This window comes from Spirillospora sp. NPDC029432 (assembly GCF_040703975.1).
Classification (GTDB): domain Bacteria; phylum Actinomycetota; class Actinomycetes; order Streptosporangiales; family Streptosporangiaceae; genus Spirillospora.
Window position 1 is genome coordinate 139,611 of record NZ_JBEZWH010000014.1, and the last position, 17,354, is coordinate 156,964.

Annotated in this window: 15 protein-coding genes; 13 read left to right on the top strand and 2 right to left on the bottom strand. The window is 73.6% G+C overall.

Going from position 1 to position 17,354, the window contains the following annotated elements; all coding sequences use genetic code 11:
* The first annotated feature begins 27 nt into the window (after positions 1–27).
* The 4 genes from AB0881_RS14415 (at position 28) to arfB (ending at position 3,856) form a co-directional block, all read left to right on the top strand.
* Positions 28–777, top strand: a complete 750-nt coding sequence (locus tag AB0881_RS14415) for a response regulator transcription factor (RefSeq protein WP_366617174.1) — start codon at positions 28–30, stop codon at positions 775–777.
* A complete protein-coding gene (locus tag AB0881_RS14420; RefSeq protein WP_366617176.1) occupies positions 777–2,240 on the top strand; it encodes a HAMP domain-containing sensor histidine kinase in 1,464 nt (487 codons plus the stop codon). Before AB0881_RS14415 ends, AB0881_RS14420 begins: the two co-directional genes overlap by 1 nt.
* Before the next feature lie 236 nt (positions 2,241–2,476).
* Entirely contained in the window at positions 2,477–3,340 is an 864-nt protein-coding gene (locus AB0881_RS14425) for a trypsin-like peptidase domain-containing protein (RefSeq protein WP_366617178.1), read from the top strand.
* Between the two features lie 90 nt (positions 3,341–3,430).
* Positions 3,431–3,856 (top strand): alternative ribosome rescue aminoacyl-tRNA hydrolase ArfB, encoded by a 426-nt coding sequence (gene arfB / locus AB0881_RS14430; protein ID WP_366617180.1) that lies wholly within the window; start codon positions 3,431–3,433, stop codon positions 3,854–3,856.
* Between the two features lie 7 nt (positions 3,857–3,863).
* On the opposite strand, the gene def is transcribed toward arfB, so the two are convergent.
* The gene (gene def, locus AB0881_RS14435; protein WP_366617181.1) at positions 3,864–4,391 is read right to left on the bottom strand and encodes a peptide deformylase; all 528 of its coding nucleotides are present in this window, start codon (positions 4,389–4,391) and stop codon (positions 3,864–3,866) included.
* A gap of 76 nt (positions 4,392–4,467) precedes the next feature.
* Complete coding sequence (locus tag AB0881_RS14440) at positions 4,468–5,739, bottom strand: DivIVA domain-containing protein (protein WP_366617182.1); 1,272 nt, start codon at positions 5,737–5,739, stop codon at positions 4,468–4,470.
* A 338-nt stretch (positions 5,740–6,077) separates the two neighbouring features.
* Between AB0881_RS14440 and AB0881_RS14445 the strand changes: the two genes are divergently transcribed.
* The 9 genes from AB0881_RS14445 to AB0881_RS14485 all read left to right on the top strand — a co-directional run bounded on the left by AB0881_RS14445 (position 6,078) and on the right by AB0881_RS14485 (position 17,341).
* Positions 6,078–6,599, top strand: coding sequence for a gamma carbonic anhydrase family protein (locus tag AB0881_RS14445; RefSeq protein WP_366617183.1), 522 nt, complete (start codon positions 6,078–6,080; stop codon positions 6,597–6,599).
* 199 nt (positions 6,600–6,798) lie between these two features.
* Positions 6,799–10,902 (top strand): hypothetical protein, encoded by a 4,104-nt coding sequence (locus tag AB0881_RS14450; RefSeq protein ID WP_366617185.1) that lies wholly within the window; start codon positions 6,799–6,801, stop codon positions 10,900–10,902.
* A 140-nt stretch (positions 10,903–11,042) separates the two neighbouring features.
* Positions 11,043–11,240: a hypothetical protein gene (locus AB0881_RS14455; RefSeq protein ID WP_366617186.1), complete on the top strand. Its 198-nt coding sequence runs from the start codon at positions 11,043–11,045 to the stop codon at positions 11,238–11,240.
* Between the two features lie 325 nt (positions 11,241–11,565).
* Positions 11,566–12,183 (top strand): DUF47 family protein, encoded by a 618-nt coding sequence (locus AB0881_RS14460; protein WP_366617187.1) that lies wholly within the window; start codon positions 11,566–11,568, stop codon positions 12,181–12,183.
* A 224-nt stretch (positions 12,184–12,407) separates the two neighbouring features.
* Complete coding sequence (locus AB0881_RS14465; RefSeq protein ID WP_366617202.1) at positions 12,408–13,394, top strand: inorganic phosphate transporter; 987 nt, start codon at positions 12,408–12,410, stop codon at positions 13,392–13,394.
* Positions 13,395–13,539: 145 nt separating this feature from the next.
* Positions 13,540–14,874 carry a HAMP domain-containing sensor histidine kinase gene (locus AB0881_RS14470; RefSeq protein ID WP_366617189.1) on the top strand — a complete coding sequence of 445 codons (1,335 nt, stop codon included), beginning with the start codon at positions 13,540–13,542 and terminating at the stop codon, positions 14,872–14,874.
* The gene (locus tag AB0881_RS14475; protein WP_366617191.1) at positions 14,871–15,548 is read left to right on the top strand and encodes a response regulator transcription factor; all 678 of its coding nucleotides are present in this window, start codon (positions 14,871–14,873) and stop codon (positions 15,546–15,548) included. Before AB0881_RS14470 ends, AB0881_RS14475 begins: the two co-directional genes overlap by 4 nt.
* A gap of 97 nt (positions 15,549–15,645) precedes the next feature.
* Positions 15,646–16,863, top strand: a complete 1,218-nt coding sequence (locus tag AB0881_RS14480; protein ID WP_366617192.1) for a hypothetical protein — start codon at positions 15,646–15,648, stop codon at positions 16,861–16,863.
* Between the two features lie 94 nt (positions 16,864–16,957).
* Positions 16,958–17,341, top strand: coding sequence for a hypothetical protein (locus AB0881_RS14485; RefSeq protein ID WP_366617194.1), 384 nt, complete (start codon positions 16,958–16,960; stop codon positions 17,339–17,341).
* The last annotated feature ends 13 nt before the right edge of the window (positions 17,342–17,354 follow it).

Below are 17,354 nucleotides of genomic sequence, written 5' to 3' on the forward strand. Positions count from 1 at the left end.
TCAGGAACGGATGGAAGCCTCGGCAGGATGGGAGGGGAACTGACCTTGGGTGAACGGGAACGGGACCGGGCCGGGAAGGCGCCGGAGGGGCTGCTGCTCGTCGTCGAGGACGAGCCGAACATCCTGGAACTGCTCGCCGGGAGCCTGCGCTTCACCGGCTTCGAGGTGATCACGGCGACGAACGGGGCGGACGCGGTGCAGGCCGCCCGGCGCCGCCGCCCCGACCTGATCGTGCTGGACGTCATGCTGCCCGACATCGACGGGTTCGATGTGGCGCGGCGGCTGCGGTCCGGGGGCGACCACACGCCGGTGCTGTTCCTCACGGCGCGCGACGCCGTCCAGGACCGGATCAAGGGCCTGACGATCGGCGGCGACGACTACGTCACCAAGCCGTTCAGCCTGGAAGAGGTGATCGCGCGGATCCGCGCCGTGCTGCGGCGGTTCCGGGGCGGGGCGCAGGAGCCGACGCCGCGGATGGTGTTCGCCGACATCGAGCTGGACGAGGACAGCCACGAGGTGTGGCGCGGCGGGAGGCCGATCCAGCTGTCGCCGACCGAGTTCAAGCTGCTCAGGTATCTGATGGCGAACGCCGGCCGGGTGCTGTCCAAGCCGCAGATCCTCGACCACGTGTGGAACTACGACTTCGGCGGCGACGTCGGGATCGTCGAGTCGTACGTGTCGGCGCTGCGCCGCAAGGTCGACAACGCCGAGCCGCGGCTGATCCACACGCTGCGCGGCGTCGGGTACGTCCTGCGGCTGCCGCCGGATCCGGGCTGATGGCGTTCCAGGCGCTGCGCTCGCTGTCCGGACGCACCCCGCTCCGGATCAAGCTGATCGCGGGCATGCTGGTGCTGGTCGCGCTGGGCATGACCGTGATGAGCTTCGCCGGGGTGTCGGTGCTGAGCCAGTACCTGGTGGGACGGTCGGACGACCAGCTGCAGGGCACCATCGACCGGGTGGTGACGCAGGTCGTCCCGCAGATGCGGCGCGGCGACATCCAGGTGCGGTTGCCGAGCGAGATGTACGTCCTCATCCAGGACGAGCAGGGCCGCCGGCGGCAGAGCATCCCGGCGTTCGGCGACGCGGGGAGCCCGAAGGTCCCGGCCGATCTGGAGGACCGGCTGGGCGAGCCGTTCACGGTGCCCGGCCAGGGCGGCTCCGGGGCGCCGTGGCGGATCTTCGCCGAGCCGCTGCCGGGCGGCGGGATCCTGGTGCTCGGGCTCAGCCTGGACGAGGTCAGCCGCACGGTGAACCGGCTCGTGGTGATCGACCTGATCGTGGGCCTGATGGTGGTGACCGTGCTGGCGGCGGTCGGGGTGTGGGTCGTGCGGGCCAGCCTGCGGCCGCTGGCGGCGATCGAGGAGACGGCCGGGGCGATCGCGACGGGCGACCTGTCGCGGCGGGTGCCCGAGGCCGATCCCCGTACCGAGGTCGGCCGGCTCGGGCGGTCGCTCAACAGCATGCTCGCGCAGATCGAGGCGGCGTTCGGGGCGCGGGCGCGGTCGGAGGCGCAGGCCCGGCGGTCGGAGGAGACGGCGCTGCGCTCGGAGGAGCGGATGCGGCGGTTCGTCGCCGACGCCAGCCACGAGCTGCGGACGCCGCTGACCGCGATCCGCGGGTTCGCGGAGTTCTACCGGCAGGGCGCCGCCCGCACGCCCGAGGAGCTGGACCGGCTGATCGGCCGCATCGAGGACACCGCGCAGCGGATGGGCCTCCTCGTCGAGGACCTGCTGCTGCTCGCGCGGCTGGACCGGCAGCGCCCGATCGAGCTGCGCCCGGTCGACCTGCTCGCGGTCGCCGCCGACACCGTCCAGGAGACGCGGATCGTGGCGGCGGACCGGTCGGTCGAGCTGTCGGTCGAGGGCGGCGTCGCGTACCAGGTGCTGGGGGACGAGCCGCGGCTGCGGCAGGTGCTGGGGAACCTGCTGACCAACGCCGTCACGCACACCCCGGCCGGAACGTCGGTGACCGTACGGCTCAGGCCCGGGACGCTGAACGGGGAGCCCGCCGCGGTGTGCGAGGTCGCCGACGAGGGGCCGGGGCTCTCGCCCGAGCAGGCCGAGCGCGTCTTCGAGCGCTTCTACCGGGCGAACCCGGCGCGCGGCCGCGAGGACGGCAGCACCGGGCTCGGCCTGGCGATCGTGGCGGCCCTGGTGGCCGCGCACGACGGCTCGGTCGAGGTGGACTCGGCCGAGGGCGAGGGCGCGGTGTTCCGGGTCCTGCTGCCGCTCGCCGGCTGAGCGCCGGATTTTTCAGGGGACGTTCAGGTTCCTCTCAGGCTGGGTGAAGTCCCGCCGGTGACTCTGAAAGAGGCACACAGGATCAGGGGGATCTCATGAACGCCGAACAGACGAACCAGTGGCAGCCACCGTACGGGGGCTGGCAGGGCGGACCGTACGGACCGCCGCAGGGACCACAGGGACCGCAGGGGCCCCAGGGACCGCAGGGGCCGCAGACGCCGCCGCAGGGGCAGCCGATGCCGCCGGAGGCGCCGCAGCCGCCGCGGGGCGCGCGGTGGTCGGTCCGACGCAAGATCGCCGCCGGGGGTGCCGTGCTGGCGCTGGCGCTCGGGGCGGGCGGCGCGGGCGCGATCGCCGCCGTGGAACTGGTGGGCTCGGGGAGCGGCATCGCGGCGAGCCCGACCCCGGTGGCCGGGGTCGGGAACAACGCGACGGTCGCGCAGGTCGCGGCGGCCGTGCAGCCGAGCGTGGTGTCGATCCAGGCGCAGACCGCGCAGGGCGGCTCGGGCGGCTCCGGTGTGATCATGAACGCGGACGGCCTCATCATGACCAACGCCCATGTCGTGGACGGCTCGCGGCAGGTCACGGTGAAGTTCAGCAACGGCAAGACGGCACGCGCGACCGTGCTCGGCGCGAACACCGCGCAGGACATCGCCGTCCTCCAGGCGTCCGGTGTGTCCGGGCTCAAGCCCGCCACGCTCGGCAACAGCGATGCGCTCGCGGTCGGCGACACGGTGCTCGCGATGGGCAGCCCGCTGGGCCTGGACGGCTCGGTGACCTCCGGCATCGTCAGCGCGCTGGGCCGCGAGATCCAGGAGAGCGGGCAGCAGCCGGACTCGCAGCAGCTGCCGCCGTACCTGCGCGAGCAGCTCTCCGAGCAGCAGACCACGACGATCGAGAACGCGATCCAGACCGACGCGGCGATCAACCCCGGCAACTCGGGCGGCGCGCTGGTGAACTCGGCGGGCCAGGTCATCGGGATCAACACCGCGATCGCCACCTCGGGCAGCGGGACCGGCAACATCGGGGTGGGCTTCGCGATCCCGATCAACGACGCCAGGAAGGCCGCCGAGGCGATCGTCACCAACGGCCAGCGATAGCCGGCCGGCGGCCGGCCGGCGACAGGCGTCCGGCGTTCCGCGCGGAAAACGGAGCGACATGATCGCCCAGCGGCGGGGATAATGGGCCCTATGCCCGGCGACATCCATGTCCGCGGCTCGGTCTCGATCCCGGAGACCGAGCTCAGCTGGCGTTTCTCGCGTTCCTCGGGGCCGGGCGGCCAGCACGTCAACACCAGCGCGACGGCCGCCGAGCTGTCGTTCGACGTCGCGAACTCGCCCTCGCTGCCCGAGCCGTACCGGCGGCGCGCCCTCGAACGGCTCGCCGGGCGCCTCTCGGGCGGCGTGCTGAGCATCCGGGCCGAGGAGTACCGGTCGCAGGCCCGCAACCGGGACGCGGCCCGCGCGCGCCTGGCCGCGACGCTCGCCGAGGCCATCGCGCCGCCGCCCAAGAAGCGCATCCCGAAGAAGGTGCCGCGCGGCATCAACGAGCGGCGCCTGGAGAACAAGAAGCGCCGCTCCGACATCAAGCGCCAGCGCTCGCGGCGCTGGCACTGAACCCTCGCTACAGGTTCGCGGCCCTGATGGCGCGCATCGCCTCGCGGCGCGCGTCCCCTGACAGGACGTCGATGTAGACGCCGCCGTCCAGGTGCCCGCACTCATGCTGGAGGCAGCGGGCGAAGTAGCCGGTGCCCTCGATCCGTACCGGCCTGCCCTTCACGTCCACGCCCTCGACCACCGCGTGCGCGTGCCGCGGCGTGCTGAAGTTGAGGCCCGGAACGGACAGGCAGCCCTCGTTCTCGTCGAGGATCTCGCCGTCCGCCGCGACCAGCGTGGGATTGACGACATGGCCGACATGGCGGCGGCCGCGGTCGTCGTCGCAGTCGTAGACGAACAGGCGCAGCGAGACGCCGACCTGGTTGGCGGCCAGGCCCGCGCCGTGCGCCTCGTACATCGAGGCGAACATGTCGTCCACGAGCCGTTCCAGCGAGGCGTCGAACGCGCGGACCGGATCGCACGCGGTGCGCAGTACGGGATCGCCCAGCCGCCGGATCGGTCGTACGGTGCCGCGTCCCCGGGTGCCCTGGCTCATGTACAAGATCTTATAAAGCGCCGAAGGGTGCCCGGGAGGATCCGGGCACCCTTCGCGGTGCTGTGGGCGTACGCGTTCAGAACGTGTCGGTGGGGCCCCGGCCGGACGGCGGCAGCGGGCCGTCGGACGGGCCGTCCGGGTCGGCGGGCGGGGCCGTCTTGCCGTGGGACGGGACGTGCGGGGCGGCCTTGTCGATCCGGGTGGCCTCGTGGTCCTGCTTCTTCATCACCGGGTGCGGCTCCGGCGAGTTCGCGCCCGGCGCGGAAGCCGGTGCGGGGCTCGGGGAAGGCGCCGACGACGGGGAAGACGGAGACGACGGGGAAGACGGGGAAGACGGGGAAGACGGGGAAGACGGGGAAGACGGGGAAGACGATGCGGACGACACCGACGACGAGGAGGACGCGGAGGACGGCGACGACGCGGCCGGCTTGGGCGCCGGGGCGGCGTGCTTGGCCGTGGACGCGCCCGCGGACGACGGTGACGACGCGGCCGGGGACGCGGACGGCGCGGGGGCGGGCGACGGGGAGGGCGCGGCCTTGACCGGGGCGGGGGCCGGCGCCGGAGCGGCGGCCGGCTTGGCCGCGGCGGGGGCCGGCGACGCGGCCGGGGCGGGCGGCTGCTTGCGCTGCGCGGGGGCCGGGGAGGTGTGCTGCTTGACCGCGTCCTCGACCATCTTCTCCAGCGGGCCGGCCTCGTTCTCGGCCGTCAGCAGCCGGTGCAGGGTCTCGCTGATCTCGGTGAGCCGCTGCAGCGCCTGGGTGTGGTTCTTGGTGAGCTGGGTGAGCCGCTGGGTCGCGCCCTCGTTGATGACGCTGGCCCGCCGTTCCGACGCGGTGAGGGTGCGCTCGGCCTCCAGCCGGGCGCTGGTCACCGTCTGCTCGGCCTCCTGCGTGGCGGCCGACAGCACGCTGTCGGACTCCTTCTTCGCCGCCGCGTAGACCTGCTCGGCCTTCTGCTCCGCCTGGGCGAGGTCCTTGTCGGCGCGCGCGCGGGCGTCGTCGATGATCCGCTTGGACTCGTTCTCGGCGTCCTTGCGGATCTGCGCCCCCTTGGCCTCGGCCTCGGCGAGCTTGTCCTTGGCCTCGTCCTCGGCCAGGTTGATGATCTGCTTGAGCCGGTCGCTGAGGTCGTCCCCGGTGGGCTTGCGCGCCTCGCGGACCTCGGCCATCTCGCGCCGGGTGCGCTCGACGTCGTCGAGCGCGCGGGCCAGCCGGGTCTCCAGCTCGCGGATCTGGTTCTGGCAGCGGGCGATGTACTCGTCGACGTGGCGGCGGTTGTAGCCGCGCATGACGATCTCGAAGTTTTCCTCGCGGAGGAGGTTCGGCAGGATCTCGGCTTCGTTGCTCATGGTGCCTTGGGGGGTCGTGGCGGGGGCTGATCACCCCGTCGGGGTCGGAGACGGCTACGGACCCGGCGGCACAGAACGGGATCTGCGCCCACACGTGTCACGGGCCCACGTGTCACGGTGGGCTCTGCATCATCGGAAACGTCCAGAGTCGACTCTTGTCCGGTCCACCCCATTCGCGCAAGCGGAACGCGCCTTCTCGCTGCAGTTTCTTCGCCCGCAGCGTCCTGCCAAGTTACCGAATGTCGTGACATTTCGCGTCCGAGCCCCTGCGCTGGGCGACCGGCGGACGGGGCACCCGCCGCACGGTCCCGCGCCCGCCGCGTCCTACCATCGGCGCCATGAGCTATGTCGGATCATTGGGCGAGATCGAACCGCGGATCCACCCCGAGGCGTGGATCGCGCCCGGCGCCGTGGTCGTCGGCCGGGTGACGCTGGGCCGCGCCTCCAGTGTCTGGTACGGCTCGGTGCTGCGCGGCGAGGACGAGGAGATCGTCGTCGGCGAGGAGTGCAACATCCAGGACCTGAGCTGCCTGCACGCCGACCCCGGCCTGCCCGCGATCCTGGAGGACCGCGTCAGCCTCGGCCACAAGGCCATGGTGCACGGCGCCCACGTGGAGACCGGCTCGCTGATCGGCATCGGCGCGATCGTCCTGAACGGGGCGCGCGTCGGCGCCGGGACGCTGATCGCGGCCGGCGCGCTCGTCCCGCCCGGCAAGAAGATCCCGTCCGGGGTGCTGGTCGCCGGGACCCCCGGCAAGATCGTGCGGGAGCTGACCGACGACGACCGCGCCGGACTGGAGTACACGGCCGACGTCTACCAGCAGAAGACGGAGCTGCACCGCGCCGCCACCTGGGCCTGAGCCCGTTCTGAACGCGGTGATTGGCGGCCGATGGCCTGCGATGATGTGAATTGCCGTACATCGTGGGGAGTCCGGCGGCGGCCGGTCTGACTACGATGACCACGTGGTGTGGGGACCGGGCTATGGCAGTGCTCCGCCGCCCCGCCCCTCTCGGGGGGAAGATCCGTTCTCGGCGGCAGAGCGTGACACGAGGGCGACGGTGGCCGCCGGATGGTGGCCGTCGGCGCCGCCTCAGCAGCGCCAGCACGCGATCGGGGGGCGGCTGCTCGTCCTGCCCGACGGCACGTTGTGGCTGTTCGGGGCGTGGGCCCGGTGGTACCGGCTGCATCCGTCCGACGGCCAGTGGTACCTGTGCCCGCCGCCGCACGCGCCCGAGATCCGGATGTCGGCCCGCCCCGTCGCCCAGGCGGGCGTGCAGGTCCCGCCGCTGCCGCCGCACGTCGTCCCGGCCGGGCCCGACTTCTCCTACGACCCGCCGCTCGCGCGGCCGTTCGTCGGGCGGGACTTCGACGGCGACCTGAGCCTGCGGGTACGGGCGACCGTCGACTCCGCGGCGGCGCTGTCCGTCCAGGAGTACCCGCACTGGTCGGGGCAGTTCACGCCGCAGACGCCGTCCACCGTGGCCGCGTCCTGGGGCGTGATGCTGTGGAGCGCGTCGGCGCCGGTCTTCGACTCCCGCCTCGACGCGAAGATGCTCGACCACTGGAAGCAGTACCGCGCCAAGCCGTTGCCCGACGTGGACGGGCCGCGCTGGCTCACCCCGCCGCCCCTGGAGAGCCTGGTCGCGCTGTACGCGGAGCGGCTGCGCGCCGGCCGGGTCGACGCGGCCGTGGTCGTGCTGCGGACCATGTGGGCCGTGGCGAGCGCGCTGCGCGAGGACGCCCGCTTCCAGGTCAGGGCGGACGCGCTGCTGTCCATGCTCAGCGCGACGCTCAGCAACCCGACCGTCGACTACGGCGCGCTGCCCTACGGAGACCAGGCGATCGTCCAGCAGTGGCTCACCCGCTGCCCGCCCAACCTCGTACCGGCGCTGCGCAACGAGAGCTCCCCCGGCGACAACTTCCGGCACGCGTTCTACTCCCTCTCGGAGGAGGTCGCGCGCCATGTGGGCGACCCCGGCGACCCCTCCTACGTGGAGCCCCGCCTGGTCGCCGCCGCGCTGCTGGCGGCGGACCTCGCGGTAGTCCGCAAGGACGTGGCCGCCAACGTCGTCCCCTGGCTGGACCCTGAGATCCGGTACACCGTGCAAGCCGTACTGGACCAGAACGGCCATCCGCTGCGTCGCCTATGGCCGGACGACATGCGCCTCTCCCGGCCGCTGCGTTCGGTGTCGGGGGAGAAGGCCGAGACGCTCCTGGCGACGATGTACGAGCTGGACCTGGCCTGGTGCAAGCTCGCCGGCGGGATGCCCGCGCGTCCCCGCGGGTTCCCCGTACCGAACGCCGTCGTCGCGGGCCTCATCGGGCGCGGCCGCGTCCGGGCCACGGCGGGCGCCCCGACGATGGCGCCGACCGGGCAGACCACGCCGCCGCCGAAGGCCGTGCCGCCGGAGTGGTCCGGGGCGCAGTCCCAGCCCGGCTTCCCGCCGGACGCCCGGGCGTCGTCGCAGCAGCCGAACCAGCCCGACCGCCCCTTCGTGCAGCCGCCCGCGCAGTCGGCGAAGCAGGAGCAGCAGCAGGACGAGGGCGCGGCGCCGCCGTACACGGCACTCGGCTTCCAGAGTCCCGGCGCCGCTCCCGGGCCCTCCCCGTCCCCGTCCCCGTCCCCGTCGCCGCCTCCGCCGCCCGGTCCTGCCGCGCAGCAGGGAGCGGCGTTCGGGATGCCCGGTGCGCCCAACCCGCCCGCGCCGCCGGTGCCGCCCGCGCCCGAGCAGCACCCGTACGCGCAGCCGCAGCAGCAACCACAGCAGCCGCAGCCGCAGCAGCCCGCGGCGGCGGCCTTCCAGGCTCCCGGCTTCTCGCCTCCCGAAGAGGAGAAGCCGGAAGAGGACGTCGTGCCTCCGTACACGATGCTCGGCTACCAGCCTTCGGGCGCTCCCCAGGGGCCGCCGCCGCCCGTGCAGCAGCAGCCCCCCATGCAGCAGTCCCCTGTACAGCAGCCGCCCCAGCCGCAGCAGCAGCCGCCGGCGGACATGTACTCGACGCGCATGGACGACGGCTCGGGCGGTGCCGCGCACCCGCAGGGCCCGCCCGTGCCGCCGGCGCAGCCCGAGGAGCGCCCGCGCACGCGCGTCATGGGTCCGGCCGACCTGGAGGACGCCGGGACCGGGCAGCAGCAGGCGACGCCGCCGGCGCCGCCCAAGCCGTCCGCCCCCGACGGCGGCGGTACGCGGATCATGTCCGAGACCATGGTCGGCAACTTCGACTTCCTCGACGACACCCCGTCGCCCGAGACGCCCGTCGAGAACATCCCGCCCCCGGCGGACCGCTCCGAGCGCCGATCGCTCGAACGCTTCGGGATCGGCTTCATCTCCGGTACGCAGGACGCGGCCGAGCTGCTCGACGCCCTCCGCGCGCAGGCGGAGCGCTGGACGGGCCCGGGCGGCGGAGGCGCGGCGGGCGCCGGCGGCATGGACGAGACCCGGATCGACGGCGGCCCCGCCGCCGGTGCCGGGCCCGCAACCCGCCTCGACGGCGGCCCGGGCACCCGGCTGGACGCCGACTTCAGGAACGCCGCGGGTCCGAGCACGCGCCTGGACGCCGACTACGGCACCCGCCGCGACGACGCCGGCGCCGGCGTCGGCGGGATGACCCGCGTGGACGGCGGCCCGGGCGGGGGCCTGGGTGGAGGCCGTGGCGGCGGTTCCGGCGGGCCGGGCGAGGGCGTGCCGAGCGTGCTGATCGTCGGCCGGCCGCACAGCGGGCAGCGCCGCCTCGCCCGGCTGATCGCGCTGACCCTGGCGGACGCCGGGCTGGGCGACGGCTCGATCCGCGCGCACGACGCCGACGACGTCCGCGACGCGCCCGCCGAGCGGCTGCCGACCCTGCTCACCCGGCCCGGCCCGGCCATCCTGTTCGAGCGGCTCGACTCCGTCGTCACGGGCGCGGGCGACCCGGTGGCGGTGGCGACCGCGGTCCGCCGGGCGCGGCGCAGCCCGGCCGTCTCCGCGCCGCTGATCGCCACCTGCGAGCCGAGCGCGTACAAGCGGCTGCTGCGCGACCACCCGCGGCTCGTCGAGACGTTCCGCGTCTACCACCTGCCCGACTTCGGCGACATCGAGCGCCGGATGACGCTGCTGCACCTGCTCGGCGACGAGCGGCGGGTCACGGTCGGGACGTCCGCGCTGGAGGTCGCCCGCGCCGACCTGGAACGGCTGCGCGGCCCGGGCGACCTGGTGAACGCGCGGCTGGTCGAGGCGTACCTGGACCAGGCCTGCCAGCGGCACCTCGAACGGGCGGGCGGCGCGTCCCGCGACCGCCTGGTGCTCTTCCCCGAGGACCTCACCGGTGTCGCGGAGGGCCTGGAGCCGGCGCTGCGCCCGCCCGGCGACATCGACGGCTACCTCCAGCGCCTCGACCAGCTGACCGGGCTGGAGGACGTCAAGCAGGCGGTGCGGGAGCTGGCCGAGGCGGCGGAGCTGGCCGCCGACCGGGCGCGGCACGGCGTGGGCGGCGGCGAGCCGCTGCACCTGATCTTCAACGGGCCGTCCGGTACGGGCAAGACCACCGTCGCCGGGCTGCTCGGCGGCATCTACGCCGCGCTCGGGCTGCTGGACTCGGGGCACGTCGTCGCGTGCCGCCCCGTCCACCTGGCCGGGCGCGACCAGACCGACACCGTCACCCGGGTGGCGAGCATGGTCGAGCAGGCGCTGGGCGGCGTGCTGCTGATCCAGGAGGCGTACCGGCTGGACCGCACCCCGGCCGTGGTGGCCGAGCTGCTGCGCTGCATGCGGCAGCGCGGCCGCCGGCTGATGGTGGTCTGCTCCGGCCCGGCCGCCGAGATGGAGGGCTTCCTCGCGGGGTCGCCGCACTTCCGCGCGGAGTTCGGGCGCAGCATGGAGTTCGAGGGCATGGGCGACCGCGATCTCGTGGGGCTCTTCCAGGCGTACGCCGAGCGCGACCTCTACATCCTGGACGAGGAGCTGCGGGTGGAGCTGCTCGCCCGGTTCGCCCGGCTTCGGGAGGATCCGCAGTTCGCGTTCGCCCGGACCGTCCGGGCCCTGTTCGAGCAGACGGCGGCGCGGCAGGCGGCCCGGCTGGCGGGCGTGGACGTCAACGCGGCGACCGTCGCCCGGCTCACCGCGCGTGACCTGCCGGAGTCCGAGCTGGAGCAGATGATGGGGGATTTCCGCCAGCGGGGGTGACCACCCGCAGATAGTCCGCATCTCTGGCGCGTGGCCGGGAAGACCGGCTAGGAGAGTGACCCGCGAATGGCCCTCTTGGGTCATGTGCCCGCCGGTACGGGACGCGTAGCCTCGACGGTGGGTGTGGGGAACGAACGGAGGTGGACGCGGTGCGCCAGCAGATGTTCGACCTGCGCGTCCACGACCGTGTCGCACTGGACGAGATCGAGCTCTATGCCGAGATCCTCAGCGCGGTTGCGGCGGCCGAGCGGCCGCTGACCCTCGCGGAGATCGACATCGTGCTCGGGGTGCGTTCCGGCGAGGCCGGTCGTCGCGAGCTGACGCCGCAGGATCAATAGTTCCGCATGAGGCCGGGGACGCCCCGAGGTAGGCGCCCCGGCTCGGCTACGCCCCGCTTTTCTCTGCTTCGAGGCTGTTATCTATATCACGGCCGGTTCGCGGAACCGTTTCTTCGAGATCGTCTCAACGTGCTCGGCACTGCGCGCAGCGTGATCGACAACGCCCGCCGGTGCGGTGCCCCGGCGCGTGTGCATCCGTTCCGCTAGGGCAGTCTTGTAGGTGAGAGGATGGAAGACGCCAGCCGAAGATGGGGCAAAGGTTCTTTTTACGCCTGGTTGCGCCTACGATCCTCTGCGGACCGTTCCGGCACTTCAGGAGTACGACGTGCGCTTGCGTCTCACGCCGCGTGAGGACAGTTTCTACGACATGTTCGCCGACTCGGCGAACAACCTGGTCACCGGCGCCAGGCTGCTCGTGGAGCTCATCAGCGACGGCGCCGACCGGGAAGCGATCGCGGAGAAGATGCGCGCCTGCGAGCACGCAGGCGACGAGTGCACTCACGCGATCATGCGCCGGCTGAACGAAACGTTCATCACCCCGTTCGACCGCGAGGACATCTACCGGCTGGCCTCGACGATCGACGACGTGATGGACGAGATGGAAGAGGCAGCCGACCTCGTCGTCCTCTACAAGATCGAGGAGTTTCCCAAGGGCATCGTGCACATGGTGGAGGTGCTCGAACGGGCCGCCGAGCTGACCGCCGAGGCGATGCCGCGGCTGCGCTCGATGAAGGAGCTCAACGAGTACTGGATCGAGATCAACCGGCTTGAGAACCAGGGCGACCAGGTCTACCGCAAGCTGCTGGCCCACCTGTTCGGCGGCGAGTACGACGCGCTGACGGTGATGAAGCTCAAGGAGGTCATCGACCGGCTGGAAGAGGCCGCAGACGCCTTCGAGCACGTGGCCAACACGGTCGAGACCATCGCGGTCAAGGAATCATGAGTTCGCCGAAAGAGGCACCGGCGAGCGAGAGGCCGGATCCGGGCTCCGGAGCGGGGGCCGGCGGGGGCACGGGCGCGGCGACGGCCCTGGCCGAGCCGCCCGGCGCCGACCCGTCGCTGGCCGAGCAGGCGCGCCGGGGGCCGGTGAAGTTCTGGCCGCTGCTGCTGGTCGCGGTGGTGCTGGTCATGGCGATGGGCGCGCTCGGGCTGCGCTCGGACGCCCAGATGGCCGTGCTCATCCTGGTCATCGTCGTGGCGCTGGTGTTCGACTACACCAACGGGTTCCACGACGCGGCCAACGCGATCGCCACCTCGGTGTCGACGCGGGCGCTGACACCCAGAGCGGCGCTGATCATGGCCGCCGTGATGAACCTGATCGGCGCCCTGCTGGGCGTCGAGGTGGCCAAGACGGTCAGCGAGGTCATCACCCCGCCGACCGGGCTGCACGGCCTCACCGTGGTCGCCGCCGGCGTGCTCGGCGCGATCACCTGGAACATGATCACCTGGTACTTCGGGCTGCCGTCGTCGTCCTCGCACGCCCTCATCGGCGGTGTGGTCGGCGCGGGCCTCGCCTCGGCCTCGCACGTCAGCTGGGACAAGGTCGTCGACAAGGTCGCGGTCCCGATGGTGATCTCCCCGGTCGTCGGGTTCTGCCTGGCGTACCTGGTGATGGTGGCGATCCTGTGGATCTTCCGGCGGGCGCACCCGGGCCGGGTCGGCCGCCGCTTCCGCATCGCGCAGTCGCTGTCGGCGGCGTCGATGGCGCTCGGCCACGGCCTCCAGGACGCGCAGAAGACGATGGGCATCATCGTGCTGGCGCTGGTCACGACCGGGCACGCCAGCGGCGAAACCGTCCCGCTGTGGGTCATCATCGCGTGCGCCGGCGCGCTGTCGCTCGGCACGTACGCGGGCGGCTGGCGGATCATGCGGACGCTGGGCCGGAAGGTCATCGAACTCGACCCGCCGAAGGGCTTCGCCGCCGAAGCGACGGCCTCCATGATCCTGTACGCGGCCGCGTACATCTGGCACGCTCCAATCTCCACCACCCACACGATCACGTCCTGCATCATGGGCGCGGGCGCCACCAAGCGCCTGTCGGCCGTCCGCTGGGGCGTGGCCGGCAACATCGTGATGGCGTGGGTGCTGACGATGCCGATGGCCGCCGCCGTGGCCGCGCTCGTCTACTGGCTCGTCCACCTTTTCGGCGCCTGACGTTCACCCGCGGGCGCTTGCCCGGTTCGATCTCGAACGCGTAGACAGGTCCCCGCGCGCCCCTCCCGGCGCGCGGGGACCTTTCTTATCTCTCGTATCTCTCCGAATTTCTCATGACCTGTTGGGCGGCGATGCGGACCTCGGCGTGAGGCGTACGTTCGCGCTGGCCGCCCTGGCGGTCGCGGCGGCGGTGGCGCTCGTGATCGCCGTACCGGCCGCGCTGGCCGCGCGGAGCCTGGCCGCGGGCCGCGAGCCGGCGGCGGCGCAGCGGGAGATGGCCGCGGTCGGGTTCGTGGTGGCGCGGTCGGCCGACCCGGCCGCCGTCGCGGCGGCGCTGGCCCCGGGCGGCGGGCTGCCGGACGGGCCGGGCGGCGGCCGGATCATCGTGATCATGCCGGACGGGCACCGGGTGGGCACCGGCGCCGCCGTGATGGCCGCGCCGCCCGTCCCGTACGGCGAGCTGGCCAGGGTGCGGGCCCGGACGGCCGCGGTCGAGATCGAGAGCGGCGGCGCGCGGATCGTCCTGCAGCCCGTTCCGGCGGCGCGCGGCGGCACGGCGGTGATCCAGTACTGGACGCCCGCGGGGGAGGCCCCGGCCGGTACGGGCGCGCTCTGGTCCGGCCTGGCGGTGCTCGCGCTCGCGGCGGCCGGCGGCGCGGCGGTCGCCGGCCACCGGTTCGGAGCCCGCGGCGCGCGGCTGGCCGGACGGTTCGGGCGGGCGGCGGGCGCGGTCCGCACCGGCGAGGTGGTGGTACGGATCGAACCGGCCGGTCCGGCGGAGCTGCGCGAGGCGGCGGCCGCGTTCAACGCGATGTCGGAACGGGTGGCTTCGCGGCTCGCGGCCGAGCGCCGGATGGCCGGCGACCTGCCGCACCGGCTCCGCACCCCGCTGACCGCGCTGCGGCTGCGCGTGGACCGGCTGGGCGGCGGCGCCCGCGAGGACGCGGCGCGGGCGGCGCTGGACCGGCTGGAGCAGGAGGTCGATCTGCTGATCCGGACCGCGCGGGTGCCCGGCGGCATCCCGGACGGCCCGGACCCGGCCTGCGACGCGGCGGAGGTGGTCGCGGAACGGGCGGCGTACTGGTCGGCGCTGGCCGAGGACCAGGGGAGGCGGTGGCGGCTCTCGTGCCCGGACCGCCCGGTCCCCGTGCCGCTGGGCCGCGACCGGCTCGCGACGGCGCTGGACGCGCTGCTCGGCAACGTCTTCCACCACACGCCCGAGGGCACGGCGTACGAGGTCGCGCTCGAACCCGGCACGGACGGCGCGGTCATCGTCGTCTCCGACGCCGGTCCGGGGATCGCCGACCCGGAGGCGGCCGCGCGGCGCGGCGGCAGCGGCGCCGGCTCGACCGGGCTGGGCCTGGACATCGCGCGCGGCATCGCCGAGTCGGGCGGCGGCGGGCTGCGCATGGGGCGCTCGCCGGCGGGCGGCGCCCGGATCCTGTTCTGGACCCGGCTGGAACCGGAGGGCGCCGCGTGATCAGCGTGCTGGTGGTGGAGGACGACGCCGACGTGCGTTCCGTCCTGGTCGAGGACCTGGCCGAGCGGGGCTACTCCGTCCGCGCGACGGGGGAGGCGTGGGCGGCGCTGCGCGAGGTCGCCGACAGCCCGCCGCGGGTGGTGGTGCTGGACCTCGGGCTTCCCGACATGGACGGCCGCGAGCTGCTGAAGCTGATCCGGGCGGTGTCGGACGCGGCCATCGTGGTGATCACCGCGCGGGACGCCGAGGAGGAGGTCGTCGCGCTGCTGCGCGGCGGCGCCGACGACTACATGGTCAAGCCGTTCCGCACCGGCGAGCTGGACGCGCGGATCGGCGCGGTGCTGCGCCGGATGGCGGGCGGCGCCCCGGCCGCCGTGATCGAGGCGGGCGGGCTGCGGATGGACCTGCGCCGGCACCAGGCGTGGCTGGACGGCGCGCCGCTGGATCTGGCGCCGCGCGAGTTCGAGCTGCTGGCCTACCTGGCGTCCCGGCCCGGCCAGGTGGTCTCGCGGACCGAGCTGCGCCGCGAGGTGTGGCGGCAGCCGTACGGCAACGACCAGACCGTGGACGTGCACCTGTCGTGGCTGCGCCGCAAGCTCGGCGAGACGGCCGCGGCGCCGCGGCTGCTGCACACGGTGCGGGGCGTCGGGGTCCGCTTCGACGTCCCGTCCTAACGAAGGTTGCGGTGGCCTTCATGGTCCCTTAAGCGAGCCCGGTGTTTGTCTCCTCCTGCGCTTTGGTTCCCCTGTCGAGTGCGCCGGAGGAAAGTCGATGATCAAGGTACGCAGCCGTCCCGCCGCGATCGCCGCGGGCTCGCTGGCCGTGGCGGCGGTGGCCGCCGGGGTGTCGCTGGCGGGCCTGCCGGGCGGCTCCGCCGTGGCCGACGACGTCAGCCCCGAGCTGAAGAAGCGGATCCTGGAGGACTGCAACAACCCGACACCGATCCCGGATCCGGACGCGATGCCGCAGCCGCCGCACATGATCCGGCCGCAGGTCTTCCACGTCTACTGCGAGTTCGAGCCGGTCGAGGATTTGGGTCTGACCTGGGGCGAGGCCAGCAAGAAGTGGGCCGACGGCAAGAACAAGGAGGTGCCGGCCTGCGAGGCGGAGGCGACCGCCAGCAAGAGCGAGGCGCACACCACCGGGACCAACTTCCACATCGGCTTCCAGGTCCAGGTCGACAAGGAGGTGGCGAACAAGATCAAGCCGGGTATCCAGGCGCGGTTCGGCTGGACGTTCGTCAACACCCGCACCAGCACCTACGGGCAGTCGTTCACCATCAAGCCGTTCCACATGGGCTGGTACGAGGTGCGGCCCGCGCTCCGCAAGGTCAAGATGAACGTCGAGGCCCGCTACATGTACCCGGGCAAGCCGGTGCACCACCTCGAAGGCGTGGAGCTGACCTCGCCCGACCCGGAGACGCAGGACGCCTGGGCGGGCCGCACGAGGCCGATGACGCCCGAGGAGCTCAAGACGTTCTGCAACCTCGACGAGCTGCCGGGCGACACCCCCTCGGACGACCCGTCCGACAACCCGTCCGACCCGCCTTCGGACCCGCCCGCGGACGAGGCGCCGCAGGACTCCAAGGCCCTCGTGAACGTCAGCACCGGACGGGCCGCCGACGTGGACGGGGGACGCGCCGAGGTCCGCGCGATGCCCGCCAACCAGGCGGACGGGCAGAAGTGGAACGTCAGGAAGCAGGACGACGGGCGCGTCCACATCGAGCCGGTCATCAAGCCCGGCCACGCCCTCGGCAAGAACGACGACCCGAACCGGATGGACCAGGGCATCGGGCCGTTCGCCCTTATCAGCCCGGACGGGAAGGGCGCGGGGCAGCGCTGGCGGCTGGTCGGCGCGGGCGGCGACACGTACACGATCGTGGACGAGAACGGCCACTGCCTGACCGACCCCGGCAACCAGGGCGGCACCGTGGGCGTCTTCGGCTGCGTGGGCGGTGACCTGCAGCGCTGGCGGCTCACCGGCGGCTGAGGCCGGCCGGTCCCGGTACGCGGCGGGCACGGGCGCACACGATCGTTCCCGTGCCCGCCATTCCCGGTTCAGATGATCATGTAAGGCTCGCGCGGTGACCGACAGGAACCGCGCCTCCCTGGAAGGGAGCCGACCGCCCGTGCGCATCTCGGGCCCGGCCCACCGCCGTCCCGGCACGTCCCCGCTGCGGCGGCGGCACGTGTGGGGCTGGGGCGTCCTCGCGGTGGCGCTGATCGCGGTGACCGGCCAGTGGATCGCCGGCGGCCTCGGCGACCGTCCCGCCGGCGGCACGAACAGATGGGCCGGGCCGCCGCCGGGGCCGTGGCGGCCCGGCGTGCCCGCGGTGACCGTGTCGCCGTCGTCCTCGCCGTCGCCGTCCCCGTCCAGGCCGTCGGCCCGCCCGAAGGCGCCGCGCCGTACGGCCGCGGTCCCGGCACCGGCGGCGCGGCGGCGGCCGGCCGGGCGCCCGGCGCGGTGATCCGCGCGGTGGG